The following is a 21,048-nucleotide window of genomic DNA, read 5'->3' on the forward strand; positions in this document are numbered from 1 at the left end:
AGCCGGTCCCGCCGGACAGGAAGAGGGGAAAGACGTGAAACTGATCATTGCAACAATAAAGCCGTTCAAGCTTGAGGAGGTGCGTGAGGCACTGACCGAGGCCGGCGTGCGCGGCATGATGGTGACCGAGATCAAGGGCTTCGGCTCGCAATCGGGTCACACCGAAATCTATCGTGGGGCCGAATATGCGGTGAACTTCGTGCCCAAGATCAAACTCGAAATCGTGGTACCTGCCACGATGGCCGACCAGATCGTCGAAACCATCACCAAAACCGCCAAAACCGGCAAGATCGGTGACGGCAAGATTTTCGTCCTCGATGTCGAGCAGGCCCTGCGCGTGCGGACCGGGGAAACGAACGAAGAGGCGCTGTAAGCGTCGCCACTCACATACATTCGAGGAAGTCACATGAACCTGATGAAATCTCTCATCCCTGCCGCCGCGCTTGTCGTGCTGCCGCAGATGGGTCTGGCGCAAGAGGCCGCCGAGGGCGAAGCTGCGCTGCACACCCAGTATATTTTTACCACCCTGCTGTTCCTGATGGCAGGCTTCCTTGTCTTCTTCATGGCTGCAGGATTTGCCATGCTCGAGGGCGGTCTGGTGCGTTCCAAGAACGTCGCCATGCAGATGATCAAGAACATCGCGCTGTTTTCGATTGCCGCGATCATGTACTGGCTGGTCGGCTTCAACACGATGTATCCGGGCGACTTTAATGGTTTCTTTGCCCTTGGCGGTCCGACCGTGCTTGATGCCGTGGGTGTTGCGCCCGCAGACGCGGCGTTAGACTACGCGTCTATCGGTTCGGACTTCTTCTTCCAGCTGGTCTTTGTGGCGGCAACCGCGTCCATCGTGTCCGGCGCCGTGGCCGAGCGCATAAAGCTGTGGCCCTTCCTAATATTCGTGATCGTTCTGACTGGTATCATGTACCCGATCTCCGGTTCCTGGAAGTGGGGCGGCGGCTGGCTGGATGCCATGGGCTTTTCCGACTTCGCTGGTTCGACAGTTGTGCATTCGGTCGGTGGCTGGGCCGCTCTGGCGGGCTGCCTGATCCTTGGCCCCCGCATTGGCAAGTACAAAGACGGCAAAGTTCACCCGATGCCCGGCTCGAATCTGGCGCTGGCAACCCTGGGTACGTTCATCCTGTGGCTGGGTTGGTTTGGCTTCAACGGCGGCTCGCAACTGGCGATGGGCACCGTGGGTGACGTATCCGACGTGTCCCGCATCTTTGCCAACACCAACATGGCCGCCGCATCTGGTGCTATCGCAGCCCTGATCATGACGCAGGTGTTGTACAAGAAACCTGACCTGACCATGGTGCTGAACGGCGCGCTGGCCGGTCTGGTCTCTATCACTGCAGAACCGCTTGCCCCGACCCTGTTCGGAGCGCTGTGGATCGGCGCAGTTGGCGGCATCATCGTGGTCTTCGCGGTTCCGATGCTGGACAAGTTCAAGATCGACGACGTTGTCGGTGCCATCCCGGTTCACCTGTTCGCAGGCATCTGGGGCACCATCGCCGTGATCTTCTACGGCGAAGCAAACCTGATCACACAGCTGACCGGTATCGTAGCTTATGGTGTGTTCACATTTGTTGGCGCGTTGATCCTGTGGACAATTCTGAAGGCGACGGTCGGCATCCGCGTCAGCGAAGAAGACGAGATCAACGGCCTCGACATGGCAGAACTGGGTATGGAAGCTTATCCAGAGTTTTCGAAAGGCTAATAGCCTGCCCCTCGAAAACAAAAAAACCCGGGCGTTCGCGCCCGGGTTTTCTGATTTATTGGATTGAATCAGACACCGACGTCAACGATCGCCTTAGCCAGAATCGGAACCGTCGTCGCGTTCAAGCCAGCAATGTTCAACCGGCTGTCACCAACCATGTAGATGCCGTGATCCGCGCGCAGCTTTTCGACCAGTTCCGGTGCCGCCCCCAGACGCGAGAACATGCCGCGGTGCTGGGCGACAAACCCAAAGCGATCGGATCCACTTTGAGCCTGCAGCTCGTCTGCCAGTTGTTGGCGCAAGCCCAGCATGGACAGGCGCACCTCCTCCAGCTCAACCGCCCAGTCAGCGCGCAGGGCTTCATCATTCAGGATCGTCGTCACCACCCGTGCGCCGTGATCCGGCGGGAACGAGTAGTTCTGACGGTTCAGGAATGCCAGCGTGGACTGGTTCAGAGCCGTCTGAGCCGGGTCATCACTGATTGCCATCAACAGGCCGGTCCGCTCGCGATAGACACCGAAATTCTTCGAGCAGGACGCTGCGATCAGGCAACGTTTGACCGACGAAGCCACCAGGCGGGTCGCCTGCGCATCCTCTTCCAGTCCGTCGCCAAAGCCCTGATAGGCGATATCGATCATTGCCACGAGGCCGCGCTCGTTGATCAGGTTCACGACCTCCTGCCACTGCACCATGTTCAGGTTGGCACCGGTTGGGTTGTGGCAGCAACCGTGCAGCAGGACCACGTCGCCCGCGTTCGCAGTTTTCAGATCCTCGATCATGCCGTCGAAATCGACGCCACGGGTTTCACCGTCGAAATACCGGTACTGGACCGTCTCCATCCCCAGATAGTTCAGGATCGACAGGTGGTTGGGCCATGTCGGGTTCGACACGAACACGCGGGCCGAGGGGTTGGCCATGCGGATCATCTCAAATGCCTGACGGCAGGCACCGGTTCCGCCCGGCGTCGCCACGGCAGCGATGTTGCCGCGTGGAACCGAGGTGCCCAGGATCAGGCCAATCATCGCATCGGCATAAGCCGGGTCGCCCGCCAATCCGGTGTAGGCCTTGCTCTCTTGCTCTTCCAGGATGCGCTTTTCGGCCGCTTTCACCGCACGCATCACCGGGGTCACGCCCTCGGCATTTTTGTAAACACCAACTCCCAGGTCGATCTTTTGATCGCGGGGGTCTTCGCGATACGCCTGCATCAGCGCCAGAATCTTGTCGGCAGGCTGCGGTTTGAGGTTTTCGAACATCAGTTCTCTCCGGTTGCGACGGGCAGGGTCGGGAAGGCACCCCATTCAGCCCAGGAGCCGTCATAAAGCGAGTGGTCTTTCTTGCCCATGCGTTCAAGCGCAAGGCTGAGGATTGCGGCGGTCACACCCGACCCGCAGGATGTGATGGCTGGTTTCGACAGATCCACACCTGCGGACTCGAAGATGGCGCGGCATTCCTCGGGGGATTTCATCGTGCCATTCTTGTTCAGCAAAGTGCCAAAAGGCACGTTGCGCGATCCGGGAATGCGGCCCGTTCGCAGACCTTCACGCGGTTCCGTTCCGGTTCCGGCAAAACGATCGGCAGAGCGTGCGTCGATGATCTCATGATCTCCCAGCTTGGCGGCGGCAGATACCTGCGTGACGTCACGGACCAGATGGTTCTGGACCCGGACGGTCATGTGGCGGTCGCGGATCACCGGCGGCAGATCTTCGATCTCATGTCCCTCGGCCTGCCATTTCGGCAGACCACCATCCAGAACGGCGATGTTTTCCTGCCCCATCAACCGGAACAACCACCATACACGGGCGGCAGACATCAAACCGGCCCCATCATAAACGACAACCTGGTGGCCGTCGCCCACGCCCATCGCCCTCAGGCGGGACATGAACTTTTCGACCGGGGGCGCCATATGCGGCAAGTCCGAGCGGTGGTCCGAGATGTCATCAATATCAAAGAACCTCGCACCGGGGATGTGGGCCGCGTCATATTCGGCCTTTGCGTCCCGCCCTTGCTGAGGCAAATACCACGACCCGTCCAGCACCCGCAGATCCGGGTCCTTGAGATGGGCGGCAAGCCATTCGGTAGAAACGAGGGTTTTCGGATCGTCCTGCATCAAAGTCTCCCCTAAACGCGCTTGGTTTGTCCCTATACGCGCGCGCATGCGGGTTCAAGACTGGATGGCGCTACCATTCCAGATCAGGTCGCATTCAACCGGCGCGCCGCAATTTGATGAACTGGATTATCCCAATGATGCTGATCACGATCCAAAAGCACTCGATGAGCATTGAAGCCAGATTGAAGTTCTGCAGCAGCGAATAGACGATCAGAGCGGACCCGGCCAGATTAAGGATCGGAAAGGCCAGATCGTCGGAGTTCATCATCCGCATTTGTGTCGCGAAATAAGCAGCCACGACGACCATAGCACCGAAGGATCCGACAGCATCAGCCAACGTCAGACTATCAAGAAAAGCGGCCATTGCCTGCCTCCGAATGGGAATTGAGATCAGGCGCCCGGCGCCGCGTTCGCCGGTTGTCCGTAGTGATGCATATTCAGAAAGGCTGCGCCGGTTGCCCCGGCCCGGTAGCCATGCGGTAGGTCGGCGGCAAACCGCAGCCCCTGCCCAGCCTGTAGCGGTACCCAGTCACCGTCACGCAGAACGTCCAGCGTACCGTTCAGAACGAACACTTCTTCGGTTACCCCAGTCGCATGAGCAGCCGATTCATGGCTCTGGTTTGGCGAAAGCTCGACATGAAAGGTCTCAGCCCCAAGTGCTGGATCGTAGGGAAAGACAATCTTGACTTCGATGCTGCCCGGGAAGGTCACCGTGCGAAAAACGTCAGCGTCAGCCGGATCGCGCATCGCAGCAGGCCCGATCAGAGCGCTCAGCGGCATCTGGAACCCTTTTGCGATCTTCCAAAGTGTCGCAATCGTCGGGCTTGATTCGCCGCGTTCGATCTGGCCCAGCATGGCCTTGCTGACCCCGGTCATGTCGGCAACCTTGGACAGGCTCAGCCCCGAGGCCGCCCGCACGTCCCTTAGTTTCAGCGTAATTTCGTCCGGTGCCATATTGTCGTCTCTCGAATCCTCTTGTGCGTTATAGCGCACATGTGGTACGTGCGCTATAACGTACGCACCCCGAATATCGCAACCGGGGCAAAAGGGAAACAGCATCATGCCAATGTACCGATCCAGAACCTCAACCCATGGCCGCAACATGGCCGGCGCTCGTGGCCTGTGGCGCGCCACCGGTATGCAAGATGACGATTTCGGCAAACCGATCATCGCCATCGTCAACTCGTTCACCCAGTTTGTGCCGGGTCATGTGCATCTGAAGGATCTGGGCCAGATGGTCGCGCGCGAGGTTGAGGCCGCAGGCGGTGTTGCGAAAGAGTTCAACACCATCGCGGTGGATGACGGTATCGCCATGGGCCATGACGGGATGCTGTATTCGCTGCCTTCGCGAGAGGTCATCGCGGATTCGGTTGAATACATGGTCAACGCACACTGCGCCGATGCGATGGTGTGCATCTCGAACTGCGACAAGATCACCCCCGGCATGCTGATGGCCGCCATGCGCCTGAACATCCCGGCGATCTTCGTTTCAGGCGGCCCGATGGAAGCCGGCAAGATCGACATCGCCGATTTGGACGTCAAAAAAATCGACCTCGTAGATGCGATGGTTGCGGCGGCCAACGAAAACTACACCGATGAGCAGGTCCAGCACATTGAAGAAAACGCCTGCCCGACCTGTGGTTCGTGCTCGGGCATGTTCACCGCCAACTCGATGAACTGTCTAGCCGAAGCTCTGGGTCTGGCGTTGCCGGGCAACGGCTCGACCCTGGCCACGCATGCTGACCGCAAGAACCTGTTCCTTGAAGCCGGGCGCCGGATCGTCGAAATCACCAAACGGCACTACGATCTGGATGAAAAAGGCTTCCTTCCCCGCGAAATCGCCACGTTCGACGCGTTTGAAAACGCAATGAGCCTTGATATCGCCATGGGCGGATCGACCAATACGGTTCTGCACCTGCTGGCCATCGCGCATGAGGGTGAGGTGCACTTCACCATGTCCGACATGGATCGCCTCAGCCGCAAGGTGCCATGCCTGTGTAAGGTCGCACCCAATACCGAGAACGTTCACATGGAGGACGTGCACCGCGCCGGTGGTATCTTCTCGATCCTCGGCGAGCTTAGCCGGGCCGGACTGCTGCATGAACATTGCAGCACCGTGCATTCGGCCACGATGGGTGAGGCAATTGCCAATTGGGACATCAAGATTGCCAACAACCCGGCGGCGCAGGACTTGTTCAAGGCCGCGCCGGGTGGCGTGCGCACGACACAGGCCTTCAGCCAGTCGAACCGGTACAAAGAACTGGACACCGACCGTGAAGGCGGCGTGATCCGGTCCAAGGAGCACGCGTTCAGCCAAGACGGCGGTCTGGCGGTTCTGTTCGGCAACATCGCGCGCGACGGCTGCATCGTGAAAACTGCGGGTGTGGATGCAAATATCCTGCAGTTCACCGGCTCGGCCTATGTCTGCGAAAGCCAGGATCAGGCGGTTAACGACATCTTGACGGGCAAGGTCAAAGAAGGTGACGTGGTGGTGATCCGCTATGAAGGCCCGCGTGGCGGACCGGGTATGCAGGAAATGCTATATCCGACGTCCTACCTGAAATCCAAAGGTCTGGGCAAAGCCTGTGCGCTGCTGACAGACGGTCGCTTCTCAGGCGGTACATCGGGCCTTTCGATTGGTCACGTTTCGCCCGAAGCGGCAGAAGGTGGTGAGATCGGGCTGGTCAAGAACGGCGACAAGATCGAGATCGACATTCCAAACCGCACAATCCATCTGGCCGTGTCAGACGAAGAACTGGCCGCGCGACGCGAAGAGCAGGATGAAAAGGGCTGGGTGCCCGCTGAACCGCGCAAGCGCAAAGTATCCACCGCGCTCAAAGCTTACGCCAAGCTGACAACAAGCGCTGCAAAAGGTGCTGTGCGTCAAGTGTAACGAAGCGGTTTCCAAACCAAAAAAACTGCAATAGCTTGAAAGGCCTCGCTAACAAGAATAGCGAGGCCTTTCTCTTTTGCATTCAATGATATCCACAGAAAGCTCGGTGAAAACCATGACATTCTGGCGCCCGCATAACGGTATCCGCGTCAAAGCCATAGGCTTGCATTGGCGGGAGGACAGGCTCCTCGCTGCCGAAGTTCCGGATGACACCGGCCGTATCAAAGGCGTGCGTCCTTTAGGTGGATCGGTCGAATTCGGCGAAACATGGCACGATGCGCTGAAACGTGAGTTCAGGGAAGAGCTTGATGTGGCGATTGAAATCAGTGGACAACCGCTGGTGATCGAGAATCTCTACCAGCACGAAGGCCATCAGGGGCATGAGGTTATCTTTGTGGCTGATATTCAGTGTCCCGAACTTTTGAACCGGCCGGACGCGCCGATTTCATTTTCAGAAGACGATGGTCTGAGTTGGACGGCGCGTTGGTTCAGCCTGGACGCTCTGGATATCGGCGGTCCGGAACTTTTCCCAACTGGCTTGAAAGGACGCCTGATTAATCGCTGACGCCTTTGTCAATCGCCCAGTTTGGCGTGAACCTCGTCCAGATCAATCTCACCAATCGGCATTTTGTTCGCTGGGTTCTCAAAATCGTATTTGAACAGCTCGAAATCATGCTTGTAGATTTCGTAGACAAGATGCATCGACAGGTCGTCAAAGTAATCCTCGACCGGGTGCGCGCGTTTAGGTCCGTGTCCCTCGGATTCGTTGAAACGCGGGATCTCGGACAGGTTAACGGCGTGAGGTGTTTCTAGCCGATCAAGGACACTTTGCATGCCTTCATTGAACTGCTCAGTCCAGAAAATCTGATCGTACTGTCCGCCATTCACGATGAAGGTCGAAACATGCCCGGACATGGCCGACCAGTGGATATCAGGGTCCATCGGACGGCGCCAACGGATCGTATCGCGCGCAAACAACAAAAACCTGCGAAAGCTGGCGATCTGATCGAACTCACCCTTGCCATCGTCGCCGCCAACTTCGATCCCGTAATTATAGATAAGCGTGGGCACCAGATTGCCCCGGTACCGCTTGCCGTTGCGCTGAATGCCGCAGATCTTGTCGAAGAACGAGCTTAGAATTCGGGTGTAGGGATTGCGTACGCAAGTAAAGGCCAAGGACTTGTGATTTCGGACATTTCCCGAGATCTGCTCCTGACTGGGTCCAAACGCCCATTTGTGCATCCCGTCTTTTGCGTCGTGGATATCACCATCAAAAAACTGCCCGTGATCGGAATAAAACATGATCTGGCCAATTGTCGAGCAGGCGCATTTCGGCACCACACGGTAAACCATGCTTTCGCTTTCGGTCATCCATGTACCGGGAAAACCCATCTGCTGTGCCTCCTTTGCCGATCTGGTCTCAAATATGACGCGCCAGCATTTGAAACCAAAAAACCAAAAATATTCTGTTTATTCAATCGCTCATCCTAAGTATCACGGTTGCAAATGGGCAGAAACGGAAAACAATAGGCTGAAATGGCAAGAATTGCCTACATATTGCTATGTCACAAAGACCCTGATGCGATCATCGCACAGGCTGAGCAACTGACCGCCGCCGGGGATTGTATGGCGATCCATTTTGATGCGCGAGCCAGTGCGACAGCCTACGCGCGGATCCGCGAGGCCCTGAAAAGCAACCCCAATGTGACCTTTGCAAAAAAGCGCATCAAATGCGGATGGGGGGCATGGTCACTGGTTCAGGCCACGCTGAATGCTTTGCAGGCCGCTGTGGATGCGTTTCCTCGTGCCACCCATTTTTACATGGTGTCGGGTGACTGCATGCCGATCAAATCGGCGGAATTCATCCACGACTTTCTGAACCAACACGATGTGGACTTCATCGAAAGTCACGATTTCCTGGAAAGCAACTGGATCAAGACCGGTATGGTCGAGGATCGTCTGATCTATCGGCATTATTTCAACGAACGCACGCAGGCCAAGCTGTTTTATGGCTCTTACAATCTGCAAAAATGGTTCGGTTTGACACGTGAGGTTCCGTCAGACGTTCAGATCATGATCGGCAGCCAATGGTGGTGCCTGCGCCGCAGGACTATCGAAATGATCCTGGAGTTCCTGAAAAAGCGTCCGGATGTGAAAAGGTTTTTTTCGACCACATGGATTCCGGACGAGACCTTTTTTCAGACACTGGTCCGCCATCTGATCCCCAAGACCGAGATTGACAATCGCACACCTACTTTCCTGATGTTCTCGGACTACGGAATGCCGGTGACGTTCTACAACGATCACTATGACTTGCTGCTGGCGCAAGACTATCTGTTCGCTCGCAAGATCAGCCCCGAAGCCTACGAACTGAAAGACAGGCTGGGGCAGATGTATGCAACCGAAGGGATGACGTTTCATATCTCGGATGAAGGGCGTAATCTGTACAGCTTTCTGACCGGGCGCGGTCGGGTCGGGCGACGTTACGCGCAGCGCTTCTGGGAAGCGGGCAACTCGCTGGGCCCCGAACGCGAAGTGTTTCTGATCGTGTCCAAGAAATGGCACGTCGCCAAGCGGCTGGTGGACCAGATCGTCTCGGAAACCGACATTCCGTGCGTGGAGTACCTGTTCAACGAAGAAGACACTGTCCTGCCCGATCTGGGCGGCATTGAAACATCTCTGGCTAAGCGCACGCGGCACAGGCGCGCGGTGGCGCGCATGCTGTTTGAAAGCTTTGACTCCGGTAAGTTGGTCCTGTGCGTGGATCCCGCAAATCTAGATATCATTCGGGATTTCTGTTCGGTTCAGGCCCGCAGCCATATCCTGGAGATCGAGTGCGAGTATTCCGACGATTATTTAATCGGGCACGCGCGCCGTGTGGGTCTGGCAGGGGAAAACAGCCCTCGGGAAACCGTGGCCCGTCTGATCCCTACGCTGCGCAGTTCGCTGGCGCACGAATCCGAACTGATCCGGGAGGCAGAGTTCGACGGTTACCTGCGCATTCGTGAAACCAGCGCGCGCATTGAGAATGAGACCGCCATTGCCGAGTTTCTAGGGGTGACGCTGGACAAGGCGCAAGCCATCATGAGCCTTGATTATCTTTTTGCAGATTAACCGGCGACGCACCAACACGCCGCCGGTAAATAGTTCAGATGTCAAACTTGACGCCCTGTGCCAAAGGCAGCTCGGCTGAGTAGTTCACCGTATTGGTCTGACGTCGCATATAGGCTTTCCACGCGTCCGAGCCGCTTTCCCGCCCACCGCCGGTTTCCTTTTCACCACCGAAGGCACCGCCGATCTCGGCACCCGAGGGGCCGATATTTACGTTGGCGATACCGCAATCCGACCCGGCTGCAGTCAGGAACTGCTCGGCCTCGCGCATGTTCAGGGTGAACACGCAAGACGACAGCCCTTGCGGCACGTCATTCTGGATATCCAGCGCATCGTTGAAATCGTCATAGCCCATGACATACAGGATCGGTGCAAACGTTTCGGTTTTCACCACCGCAGTCTGGCCGGGCATTTCGACAATGGCAGGCTCCATATAGACGCCGTCAGGTACCCCTTCGGTCACACGACGACCACCGTGCACGGTTCCGCCTTCCGCTTTGGCGGCCTCCAGCGCTGCGGTCATTGCCGCGCCCGAGGCTTCGTCGACCAACGGGCCGACCAACGTTCCCTCGGTCAGCGGGTTGCCGATGGGCAAGCCTGCATAGGCTTTTTTCAGACGGCCCACCAATTCTTCGCGGATCGAGTTATGTACGATCAGGCGGCGCAGCGTGGTGCAGCGCTGACCAGCCGTGCCGACAGCAGAGAACACAATCGCGCGGACAGCCATTTCCAGATCGGCCGAAGGGCCAACGATCATTGCGTTGTTGCCGCCCAGTTCCAGAATGCACTTGCCAAAGCGCTGCGCCACGATAGGCGCAACTGCGCGGCCCATGCGCGTGGAACCCGTGGCAGAGATGACCGGAACATCTTCGCTGGCCACCAGAGCTTCGCCCAGCGCCGCACCGCCGATCAGGGTCTGCAACAAGTTGTCCGGCGCATCACCAAACCGTGCCAGCGCACGTTCAAAAATCTTCTGGCACGCCATCGCGGTCAGCGGGGACTTCTCGGACGGTTTCCAAATCACCGAGTCACCGCACACCAACGCAATAGCGGCGTTCCACGACCACACAGCAACAGGGAAGTTGAAGGCCGAAATCACCCCTACCGGGCCTGCCGGGTGCCATGTTTCCATCATCCGGTGACCAGGGCGTTCGGACGCAATGGTCAGACCATACAATTGGCGTGAAAGACCCACGGCAAAGTCGCAGATATCGATCATCTCTTGCACTTCACCCAGGCCTTCGGATGTGATCTTACCGGCTTCCCAGCTTACCAGAGCGCCCAGATCGTCTTTTGCTGCGCGCAATTCCTCACCCAGCAATCGGATCAGTTCACCGCGGCGCGGGGCCGGGACTGTTCGCCACGCTTTGAAGGCCGCCTTTGACCGGGCAAAGATGGCACCCATGTCCGCTACCGGGGTTTCATGCACCTCTGCCAGCAGACTGCCATCAATCGGTGAAGTGACCTTAAGTGTGCCGCCCGACAGTTCGGCCTCGGTCAGATCCAGATTTGCGAGGGTGGTTTGGGATGTCATCACGATGTCTTTCATATCTCAGGCCGCCTTGTTCTGTTCGGTTACGTCGCCGGCGCGGTAAAGCCGGCCAAATTCGGTATTGAGGAAATCGGCAAGCTTCACCTGCTCTTGCCGGACAAAGCCTTTCGCGGGCAAAGCACCCGTCCGCATCAGATCAACCACACCCAGAACGCCTGCGGCTGTGGTGACCTGAATTGCGCTCCAGACCTGTCCGTTGATCGTGCGGGCAAAGCTTTTGTTGATCAGGGACTTCTCGCGCAGCGCGCCGTCGATCATGCCTTTTGCAGTGCAATAGACCAGCACCACATCCTGATCCGTGCGCGGGAGCGCAGTTTCAAAAATGTCCTTCAACAGATCGCGGCGGTGCTCCAGACCAAGGTCCTTGAGAAGCAGTTTGAGTATGTCGCAATGACCCGGATACCGGATCGAACGGTAAGACACCGCCCGCGCCTTGCCGTCCAGCGTTTCGGGTAAGGTGCCCAAGCCACCGGACGTGTTGAAGCATTCGTATTCCACCCCGTCATGACCAAGCAGTTCGTAGTCTTCCAGCGGAGCGGTCTTGACCCTTTCACCGTTTACGATGGCATCGCAGGGATTGCAGTATTCGTTGATCAAACCATCCGTCGACCAGGTCAGATTGTATTTCAACGCATTGGTCGGATAGAGCGGCAGCGCCCCCACCCGCATATGCAGGCTGTCGATTTCATCGAACTCTGCTGCCAGTGATGCCCCTGCGATGCCAACAAAACCCGGCGCCAGGCCACATTGCGGCATGAATGCCGTTTCACTGTCCTGCGCCAGTTCGCGCACGGCATTGGTGGCCGCGACATCTTCGGTCAGGTCAAAGTAATGCGCTCCAGCGGTCTTGGCCGCCTTGGCAATCTTGGGCGTCAGAAAGAACGGGGCGGCCGAGATCACGGCATCGAACCCGGTCAGCCCTTGGGCAAGTTGGGCATCATCATCCACATCGATCTGACGAGTCGAAACGCCCTGCTTATTCAGCGCCGACAACGCGGCCAAATCCCGATCCGCCACCGTGACCGAGTAGTTGGCCGATGACTTCAGCAGGGTCGCGATCATCTGACCGATCTTGCCTGCTCCGATGACACAAATGTTCCAGCTCAAAACGCGCCTCCTCTTTCGTTTTAGAAAGTATGAGGTCGCGTCTGTCCGAAAAGCAGGGGCAATCTTGACGAAATCGATGTTAGACTCGTCGTAATGATGGCTTTTCTGTCATTTTGTCAACTGATCCTTAGACCGTCCTATTTTTGCAGGTCGATGAACTATGCGACCACCCTTTGGCGGCAACACCATTGACCAAGCTAACAACGTCAGTGATTTTTATATTCAAATATTATACAGTACGCTCAATTGGGCCATTTTGTTCGCGCATATCAATGTGTTCAAGCGGCCCGCCCAGCGCAGGAAATTACGTCAGACCGGTCTTATCATTCCATTTGACTGATGGGTGCCTGCGCCACGACCAAGACAATGCGTTGGGTTTTTGACAGTTTTCACGGCGAAGTTCAGGGGGGGACAAGGCGTGCCTAAAGATCCAATTGAAAGCTCTAAATCATTCAACCCAACCCATGAAGATCTGAAATTGATAGACGAAGTCCTGCCAGCGCAGGATCCATCGGTTATTCATTCGAAATTCGAGTTTTACGAAGTATCCGAAGAAACAATTTTGCCTTCTCGGGGGATGTTCGTGGTTCTTAGCGGTCTGGTCCAGCTAAGGCAGGACAAAGCGGTTCTGGCGACAGCAGACACTGGGGATTATTTTTATGAAGAACATCTTGAAATAGAAGACATTCCCGTCAGCCTGCAGGCTCTGGCCACTCCGGGCACCAGGTTGGCCTATCTGTCCGTACATCAGTGGAAAGCAATCCCGGAAAAGATCAAGGATGCCTGCAAAGATACGCTGTTCGGCGATTTGGTCAGTGTGCATCTGAAGAACTATCAACAACCGATCAATTGCTGCAGCGTGACTGCTGCAGCCCTTAGCATGTCAGCGCTTGGATTCAGCTACGAAGTCAACGACATCTTTCGCGAATGCGGCTTGCCAACGTCGTTTGTCGTAAACGACGGAATATCGCTGGGCGAACTTTTTGATGTCGCCTGCACATTCATCCACACGCAGGACCTGCGCGATGTCATTCAGGTTCAGGCCTATTTCATGGATGAGGCCACGACATCCGTGGATCTGTTGCTTGAGGCAATAGACGAATCCAATCGGCTGGGTGGAAAGAACGATATCCTTGTGGCGAACTTTCAAGTCGGTGTCGCACATGGCAAGGAAAACATGCCGGGTGGCCATTTTGCCATCATCGCAAAGTGCAACCCAAGCACCGGCCTTGTGCATATGATGGACGTTCACCCGGAAAAGTACGGCAAGCTATGGGTGACAACCATCGATCGGTTGTGGGCCGGGATGACGGACCGGGACGGGACCTCGATGCGATCACGGGGGATGTTGCGGTTCTCAGCACGGGACGCTGTCAAAACGTACCTGCAAACTTTGAAGCAAGACTGCAATTACGTCGACAGTACGGAATACCTGGCCAAGGACCCCAAAAGGCGGCGCAACCTGTTCAGGCGGGCCAGCCCGAACATGAATTCGATGGGCGTACTTGCTGAAAGCCTAGCCATCCTTGGGGATGAACAGGTCGACGAAGACAAACTGCTGAGGGCGACGCAAACCGATTTGGCCGAAGCGCTTAGCCGTGTGTCGACAGCCCACGAAATGCACGCGATGGCGCAGCGCTACCTCAGTCAGGAACCGGACGTGCATCTGGGCAGCACTTTCCGCAGCTACGCCAATCGTTCGGACAAAAGCGTCAGTTCACCCGAAGACTGGTTCCACCACCAATTGCAAAGTCTGAACGAACACAAAGATCTTCGTCATCTGATGATCAATATTGATTTCAATAAGGTCCTGGGATCTGAGGTCATTCGCCCCCCTAAGAATGCGTACCGTGAAACGGCTCTGTTAGAAGAATTCTGGTGCCTGTGTATCGCGTACAAAGAAGCAACCGATATGGTGACGGTTGTGGACATGAGCCCCGCGACCTCACAGGTTTGGCAAGCGCCGCGCGGGCATTTGTTCCGCGGTCTTCGGGACCTTAACGACCCCGCCTTGTTGGTGATCGAAAAACATGATCCGCCCGAAGATCCCAGCGATGTAGACCAGATCGTCAAAAACAATCCACTTGTTCTGTTTTATGCTGACGAAGACCCCTGGTCCTACATGCTGAGCAGCATTCTGGCCAACATAGGCATCACCGACATAAAACTGATTGATGTTGAGGGGCATGGCGCAAATGTCATGAAAATGCGCCGGCAACTGATCGCTCGGACCGGCAAGGAAACTGTTCCGTATCTGTTTTTCAATGGCGTTTGTCTGGGCCGGCGAAACGACATTGTGGACAGTATCCTGAAAGGTGAGTTTCAAAGGGAAGTGCAAAAAGCGGGGCTGCCGGTTCTGTTGCGTCATGAATCCCCCAGTCTGGACAAGAACATCTTTGGCTATCCCAAAGGCGGCCTGACCGATGCGCCCAGCGAAAAGCGCAACGTATTGCTGTGTGCCTGCGGGTCATCGGCAGCAGACAAGGTGCCGCAATTGATAAAGAAAATCACCGATGCCGGTCACAATGTGAAACTGATCCCTTCTGTGTCTGCAGAAAAGTTCTTTCGCGATATTGAGATCGAAGCGGATGTCGAGATTGAAAGGGGATATGAGCCCGAAAAGGTCGAGGACTACATCTCGCACAACGATTACTACCGCGACGATGACGAATGGAACTTCCGCTATACCAAGTTCGGCATGCCTCTGCGCGCGTCGCACCTTGCGTTATGTGACTGGGCCGATTGCGTGATCGTGGCACCCGTGACCTGCAACACGATGGGTAAGATCGCCAACGGGATTGCCGACAACCTGCTGACCTCGGTCTTTGTGGCCTGGCAGTACCGGAACAAACCGGCGATCCTTTGCCCGGCGTGTAACACCAATATGTGGAACAATGTCACGACCCAAAGGAATGTCGAGAAACTGCGCGATCTGGGTGTTGATCTGGTCGGTCCCCGCAAAGGACGGCTATCAAATGGCATGATGGGGATAGGCATGATGGCGACCCCGGACCAGATCATGGAAGTTCTGGACGAAGCTTTTGAGGAACTGGCCGATCAGGAACACAATATCTGCAAATGGGCGCAAGAAGCCGCCGCATCGGATGAGTTCGCGCAGTGGCGCCGTGTTTTCGACGCGATCGAAAGCGGTATGGCCGGGATCGACATTGTGGATGAGCACAATGGCGATACGTTGCTGCATTTCGCTGCTGGCGGCGAAGGTGAGTTGCATGAAAACGGAAAGGACTTGGGCAAACCTGACATTGAGGCCGCACAAGAACTGATAAGGCGCGGCATCAATGTGAACGCAACCAACGACCACGGGTTTACCAGCCTGCATGTGGCGGTGATGAACAACTCGGTTGAAATGGTCAAAACCCTGCTGGCTGCAGATGGCATCGACGCAAGTTCCTGCATCCACTTCCTGCAAAGTCCCAAAAACTCCGGGGACGTCAAGCAAGCCAAAATCTCGAAAGAAGTTCTGGCCATGCTAGATGACTGGGCCAACAGCCACACCCTGACGGAGATCGAGGAAGAGAGCGAAGACGATGTCGTTGATGATCGTGAACGCACCTATCTCTACTTCACCTATGGCTCGTTGAAAAAAGGCTTCCCGAACCACGAAGCCCACACAAACGTGCTGGACGATTTCGTCGGTGAGGCGGTAACCCGGCAGCGAATGCCGCTGATCGTGCCGCATGAGCCCCATTGCGACAATCCAAACTGTGGATACCTGCATCGGATGGCCACGCTGGTCGACCAGAAGGGGCGCGGCAAGCCGATCCACGGAGAGGTGTACCGGGTGACCTCCTCCGGTATGAAAGAGCTCGACAAGCTCGAAGGGTTTCACGGACCCGGATCACCCGATAATGTTTACGTTCGCAAGCGGATCAACGTGCTGATCGACGGTGTGATGAAACCCGCATATGCCTATGTGATCGCTCAGCCCACCAAATATTTGGATCAGCTAGAGCAAGGCACCGCCGGGATTGTCAGGGAATACACGCTGGACATGGCCACAGGCACGCCAAAACCCGGATGGCAGCCGCCCGCCTAGTTTTGAGCTTGTATCACGACCTCTTCCTCAGGGCTTTCCTTGAGGCTGAGGTTGTAGGCCGTGATGATCACCATGCACAAAAGGACAAAAGGCCAGAATGCGGCCTTGGGAATCAGGTTGTCCTTATAGTGTATGAACCACAGGGACGGCACAGCCTCGGCCGCAAATAAGTAGGTGTTTACCGACACAGCCAGCAGCAGGAAGTACATCAGGAAAAAGAACGATTCCATGTAGATCACAGGAGATCCGGCGAAGCCTTCGCGCAATTGCACATGCGCCAGCAGGATCACGAAAAAAAGGACCGAGCATGTGCCAATGACGCTGGACGTGCTGAAATCGTGCCGTTCGACCAGATCAGGGCGGCGTGTGACGATCATGGCAGCCCCGAACAGTAACATCGTCACCACGATCAGCGGAATCATGTGGACGATAAAGGCATTCGCAAAGTTTCGTTTGATGACAAAGTTGTAATGCAGCTCGGGCAGGTTCGTCTGAAACTCGTTCTGACCGATGCCCAGCGTCGTATCCAGATTGGAAAGACGATAGTCGAAATAGGTGTTTTCACGCTCCCAAGTTCCTAGGACGATCTGGCTATCGATACCAAAAATGTCATCCGGCCCCGTAGCCGGATAGGCCGAAAAGTCGGGTATTAGAGCCACATTCACGTCAAACCCGCCCGGCCAGAAACGAACCCAGACGGTTTTGTGGTCGAATGGGTAGCTGGTGTAGTCAAAGGTCTGGCGCAAGGTCTGTTCAAAGTACCAGCCGATCAGCTCGGTACCATCCTGATCAATCCTGTACGCCTCTTCAATCAGGCCATTCGCCGCCTCGGCAGCTTCCGGCAGGATGAAACCCACTTCGCCAGGGGCGGGTTTGATGGCGTCATGCACACCGTCCTCATAGTGCTGCCAGATATAGCCGCTGATATGGACGTCACTTGCACCTGTGAAGCTGAAGGACTTGATAAAGATGCCAGTCCTGACTTGATACTCTGGCAAATTGGGAAGGTTTTGCAGATACGCGTCGACGGACGCCTGATCCGGCAGCTGCGTCGGGTCCTCGTCAAAATGGTTAAGATCAATCCAGAATTTAATAAGAAGAAGGGCAAGGCCCAGCGTGATCAAACCCGAAATCAGCCAGACTTTCTTTTCTATACTCATTCAGCCCCTCGCCTGATTAGTTCAGTCGCCCGACCAACGACTGTTTGATGCCCAGGTCGTGAAACCGCGCCTTCAATTCGCCGACCCCCTCATGCGATGCTAAAGGAATGCCCCAACCCCCGCATTCTGCCAGTGTTCGGGCCTGCAGGACCGACAAATCTACCATCGGCAATGGCTCATCCGCTGTGAATGCGGCCAGGGCATCTGCGTATCGGGTGGCTTCGTCCCACTGCTTGCGCGCCAACATGACGACGACGGCATCCGTATAGAAATGCAGGTGACTGTGGCCAACACAACCTTCTGCGATGATCTTCTCGCCAAGTTTCAGATTCTCATCCTGGGCTGCGGGGTCCTCTTCGGCCATAGCCAGGGCGGACAGCGCCTTTGGCCCGACAAAATTCCGGCCGTGTTCAAGGGCAATTTCGACTGCGCGACGCCCCGTTTCACGTGCCAGTTCCAGTTGCCCGGCATACACTTGCGAGCGCGCAAGATGTTCCAGCGCCTGCGCCTCGAGGCGTTTTGCGCCAACGCGGTTTGCGATTTCCGCTGAGAGAGTAAAAGAGTCTAATGCTTGGTCCAGCTCCCCCAAAAAGGTGTGCGCAACGCCCAAACAGGTCTGCGCCACGCATTCCGGGACAAAGGCGAAATACTTCTGAGACACCTCAATGGCTTCCTGCGCATCCAGCTTTCCCTGCGCCACATCGCCTGTATAGCTGCGCGCGACGCTCAGATTATGCAGGTTCGCGGCCAAATCACGAACCAACCCCTTTTCCCGCGCCCGCTCGACTGCCTGAGTATAGAATCCCGTCGCGGTCTGCATCGTGGCATTCATGAAGTTGGCATCACCAAATCCACTGAGCGCGCCGACCTCAAGCCGCGCGGATTCAAGCTTTCTGGCCAGTGTTAGAGCCGTTTCGTTGCTCTCGAGCGCCTTTTGCACCTGACCTAAAGGGAAGTACACATTGCCACGCACATAGTTTATCTGGGCAATGTCGCGGTCGGATCCGCAGCGTTCCGCAGCCGCCTCTGCAATATCCAGACTTTCAAGCGCTTCCTGATACAGGCTGGCCTGCCGCGCAGCTTGAGCCAGACCAATTTGGGCCCGACAGACTTGTTCATCCGTCTCGGCCAGGTCCGCAGCTTCCTTGAATTCACGCAGCGCATCATCCGACAGACCCTGTAACCGGTGCGTCTCACCGCGGGCGCAGAACAAATCAAAGCGTACGCCAGCGGGCGCGGGCAGTTCCAAAGCCCGTTCGATCAACGTGCTGGCGTCGTCGAACTGAAATGCCTGGATCAAGTTTTCCGCGGCTTCCAGATAAGCCTGGGCGGCATTGGTCGCGCCCGCACGATCTAGATGCTTCGCCCTCAGAGTGGCATCACGGTCCTCGAACCATTTCGCGGCCTGACGATGCAGTCGCGCGCGTTCCGATTTCACCAATGTCGCATAAGACCCGTCGCGGATTAGCGCATGGGCAAACATCAGATCGGCCTCTGCCTCGCGTATCAGGGCCGACCTGATCAGGGTCGAGGTATCCAGATGCCCTTCACCCAAAAGGAAGTTCAGCACCTCGGGCGAAAATCTCTGCCCCAGTACCGAGGCAGCTTGAATCGATGTTCGGCTGGTCCGATCCAGTGAATCCAAACGGGACTGAACGATGCCCTGAATGCTGCCGGGAACAGATTCCTGTTTCAGGACATCGATATTGCGCAACAGCTGCTCAAGAAACAGCGGGTTTCCTCCGGCACGTTTCACGCAAGCGTCCAATAGCTCCGGGTCGATCCCGGTAAATTCTTCGACCAGCTTTCGGGCGTGTTCGTCCCCCATCGGCGCCAGTTCCAGCTTGGAAATTAAGGCACCGTCCGTTGCAAGTTGCCATTCGCGGTCGATGGGATCGCCTTCCACGCGACTGGTCATCAGTAACACGCAGGGCAGGTCCCGCGTCATCGCTGCGATATGGGCGCACGCGGTCAGGATCTCGGGTGCGGCCCAATGGATGTCCTCGATATGGATCAACAGGGGCGTTTCCTGACTGCGGGCTGAAATCAAATCGTCGATGACCTGACGCCGGCCGCGTAGCCGGGTTGCATTGTCCATCACCGCATAAACCTCTGCCAGGCCTGGGTCCTGCTCAAGCTCCAACAATGCATTCAGATGCGCGGCGTTCGCCGCTGTCACCCATCCCTTGCCGATTGCATCCTTCGCGACGGATGCACAGGTTTCCATATCGTCCGTCGGCTCCAACCCCAGAATACTGCGTGTCACCGATTGGATGGCCGAATGCCCCTCGCGCGCACCGAAATCCATGACCACACCGTTATGGATGGAATAAGAGAGGCTGTGCGCCAGCTCAGCCACCTGTTCAGACAGGTGGGTTTTGCCGATGCCCGGCTCACCCAGAATAATGTGAACCTCGCCCTTGCCGTGCCGCTGACATCGATCGAACGTTGCCGAAAACAGAGATAGCTCTCGTTCACGGCCCACAAAACGATGCCGGCGTGACCGTATGTTTCGCGCCATCCTGTCCAGTCGCCACAATTCGACCGGATCATTGAGACCTTTGATCGCCTTTTCGCCCATCGATTGGCCGACAAAAAGCGGCCCTAACGCACGCTGAATATCGTGAGAGACCAAAGTCTCACCAGGCGCTGCCAGATCGGTGATACGCGACGCAAGGTTCACACCATCACCGGTCACCGTGTATTCCGTATGGGCCTGACTGCCTGTCGTACTGGCAATCACCTGCCCTGACGCAATCCCGATATGGCAGGTCAGCGGAGGGGTCAGGCTGGGCAGGACCGCGTGAATTTCCAGCGCGGCCCGGGCGGCCCGTTCGGTATCGTTAGTGTGCGAGATCGGCGCGCCAAACACAGCCATAACCGCATCGCCAATATGCTTGTCGATCCGGCCGCCGTACTTTTCGACGACCTTGTCCACCTTGGTGAAAAACGCGTTCAGCAGCGCATGCATGTCTTCGGCATCCAGTTCGCTGGTCAACCGGGTAAATCCGGTCAGGTCAGCAAACATGACGGTCACCTGCCGCTTTGCAGGCTCCAGCGGATCGTCCGGTTCATAGGGCTGAACTACTTCGACCGTCTCAAGTTCGGCAATCGCGCGCAAAAGCCGTCGGCGATCGCCGACAGCAGTGACTCCGATTTCGATCAGGTCTTCACCCGTCAGATCGGGTAAAATTCCAAAATCAATTTTGTTATCCAAAAAGGCTTGCGCGTAGTCAGATAGTCCAAGTGCGCTTAGCCAGTCCCTAAGGTCCTGAGACATGTCGCCCCTCTGAAGCCCCCAACTCCAAAGACAGACGTAGCACAACAAACCCGGATGAGTCTGC

Annotated in this window: 15 protein-coding genes; 6 read left to right on the top strand and 9 right to left on the bottom strand. The window is 56.4% G+C overall.

The features are described 5' to 3' along the window. The first annotated feature begins 34 nt into the window (after nucleotides 1-34). Nucleotides 35-373, top strand: a complete 339-nt coding sequence (locus tag GOW92_RS22390) for a P-II family nitrogen regulator (protein ID WP_058273036.1) — start codon at nucleotides 35-37, stop codon at nucleotides 371-373. Nucleotides 374-406: 33 nt separating this feature from the next. Beyond that, nucleotides 407-1,717, top strand: a complete 1,311-nt coding sequence (locus GOW92_RS22395; protein ID WP_170565225.1) for an ammonium transporter — start codon at nucleotides 407-409, stop codon at nucleotides 1,715-1,717. A 68-nt stretch (nucleotides 1,718-1,785) separates the two neighbouring features. Here the strand turns inward: GOW92_RS22395 and GOW92_RS22400 are convergent, their stop codons facing one another. From GOW92_RS22400 to GOW92_RS22415, 4 genes are all read right to left on the bottom strand, one after another. Further along, nucleotides 1,786-2,970 carry an aromatic amino acid transaminase gene (locus GOW92_RS22400; protein WP_170565228.1) on the bottom strand — a complete coding sequence of 395 codons (1,185 nt, stop codon included), beginning with the start codon at nucleotides 2,968-2,970 and terminating at the stop codon, nucleotides 1,786-1,788. Beyond that, entirely contained in the window at nucleotides 2,970-3,824 is an 855-nt protein-coding gene (sseA, locus tag GOW92_RS22405) for a 3-mercaptopyruvate sulfurtransferase (RefSeq protein WP_058273039.1), read from the bottom strand. The genes GOW92_RS22400 and sseA overlap by 1 nt, the downstream gene beginning before the upstream one ends. A gap of 94 nt (nucleotides 3,825-3,918) precedes the next feature. Continuing rightward, the gene (locus tag GOW92_RS22410) at nucleotides 3,919-4,188 is read right to left on the bottom strand and encodes a CBU_0592 family membrane protein (protein WP_170565231.1); all 270 of its coding nucleotides are present in this window, start codon (nucleotides 4,186-4,188) and stop codon (nucleotides 3,919-3,921) included. Between the two features lie 26 nt (nucleotides 4,189-4,214). Continuing rightward, the gene (locus tag GOW92_RS22415; RefSeq protein ID WP_170565234.1) at nucleotides 4,215-4,778 is read right to left on the bottom strand and encodes a helix-turn-helix domain-containing protein; all 564 of its coding nucleotides are present in this window, start codon (nucleotides 4,776-4,778) and stop codon (nucleotides 4,215-4,217) included. Nucleotides 4,779-4,884: 106 nt separating this feature from the next. Here GOW92_RS22415 and ilvD point away from each other — a divergent pair, with 106 nt between their 5' ends. Further along, nucleotides 4,885-6,717: a dihydroxy-acid dehydratase gene (gene ilvD / locus GOW92_RS22420; protein WP_170565237.1), complete on the top strand. Its 1,833-nt coding sequence runs from the start codon at nucleotides 4,885-4,887 to the stop codon at nucleotides 6,715-6,717. A 115-nt stretch (nucleotides 6,718-6,832) separates the two neighbouring features. After that, nucleotides 6,833-7,282, top strand: coding sequence for an NUDIX hydrolase (locus GOW92_RS22425; RefSeq protein WP_170565240.1), 450 nt, complete (start codon nucleotides 6,833-6,835; stop codon nucleotides 7,280-7,282). An 8-nt stretch (nucleotides 7,283-7,290) separates the two neighbouring features. Here the strand turns inward: GOW92_RS22425 and GOW92_RS22430 are convergent, their stop codons facing one another. Continuing rightward, nucleotides 7,291-8,109: a sulfotransferase family protein gene (locus GOW92_RS22430; protein ID WP_170565243.1), complete on the bottom strand. Its 819-nt coding sequence runs from the start codon at nucleotides 8,107-8,109 to the stop codon at nucleotides 7,291-7,293. Nucleotides 8,110-8,253: 144 nt separating this feature from the next. Here GOW92_RS22430 and GOW92_RS22435 point away from each other — a divergent pair, with 144 nt between their 5' ends. Continuing rightward, nucleotides 8,254-9,831, top strand: a complete 1,578-nt coding sequence (locus GOW92_RS22435; protein WP_170565246.1) for a DUF5928 domain-containing protein — start codon at nucleotides 8,254-8,256, stop codon at nucleotides 9,829-9,831. A 34-nt stretch (nucleotides 9,832-9,865) separates the two neighbouring features. Here GOW92_RS22435 and amaB read toward each other — a convergent pair whose 3' ends face one another. Together amaB and GOW92_RS22445 are read right to left on the bottom strand one after the other, a co-directional pair. After that, on the bottom strand, nucleotides 9,866-11,362 hold the full coding sequence (amaB, locus tag GOW92_RS22440; RefSeq protein ID WP_438826368.1) for an L-piperidine-6-carboxylate dehydrogenase: 1,497 nt from the start codon (nucleotides 11,360-11,362) through the stop codon (nucleotides 9,866-9,868). A gap of 18 nt (nucleotides 11,363-11,380) precedes the next feature. After that, nucleotides 11,381-12,487 (bottom strand): saccharopine dehydrogenase family protein, encoded by a 1,107-nt coding sequence (locus GOW92_RS22445; RefSeq protein ID WP_170565252.1) that lies wholly within the window; start codon nucleotides 12,485-12,487, stop codon nucleotides 11,381-11,383. Nucleotides 12,488-12,905: 418 nt separating this feature from the next. On the opposite strand from GOW92_RS22445, the gene GOW92_RS22450 reads away from it, so the two are divergent. Then, nucleotides 12,906-16,544 (top strand): flavoprotein, encoded by a 3,639-nt coding sequence (locus GOW92_RS22450; RefSeq protein WP_170565256.1) that lies wholly within the window; start codon nucleotides 12,906-12,908, stop codon nucleotides 16,542-16,544. Here GOW92_RS22450 and GOW92_RS22455 read toward each other — a convergent pair. Next, complete coding sequence (locus tag GOW92_RS22455; RefSeq protein ID WP_170565259.1) at nucleotides 16,541-17,704, bottom strand: hypothetical protein; 1,164 nt, start codon at nucleotides 17,702-17,704, stop codon at nucleotides 16,541-16,543. The two genes, GOW92_RS22450 and GOW92_RS22455, sit on opposite strands and share 4 nt — an antisense overlap. 16 nt (nucleotides 17,705-17,720) lie before the next feature. Beyond that, on the bottom strand, nucleotides 17,721-20,984 hold the full coding sequence (locus tag GOW92_RS22460; RefSeq protein WP_170565262.1) for an adenylate/guanylate cyclase domain-containing protein: 3,264 nt from the start codon (nucleotides 20,982-20,984) through the stop codon (nucleotides 17,721-17,723). Nucleotides 20,985-21,048: the final 64 nt, after the last annotated feature.

This window comes from Ruegeria atlantica (assembly GCF_013032505.1).
Lineage (GTDB): Bacteria > Pseudomonadota > Alphaproteobacteria > Rhodobacterales > Rhodobacteraceae > Ruegeria > Ruegeria atlantica_F.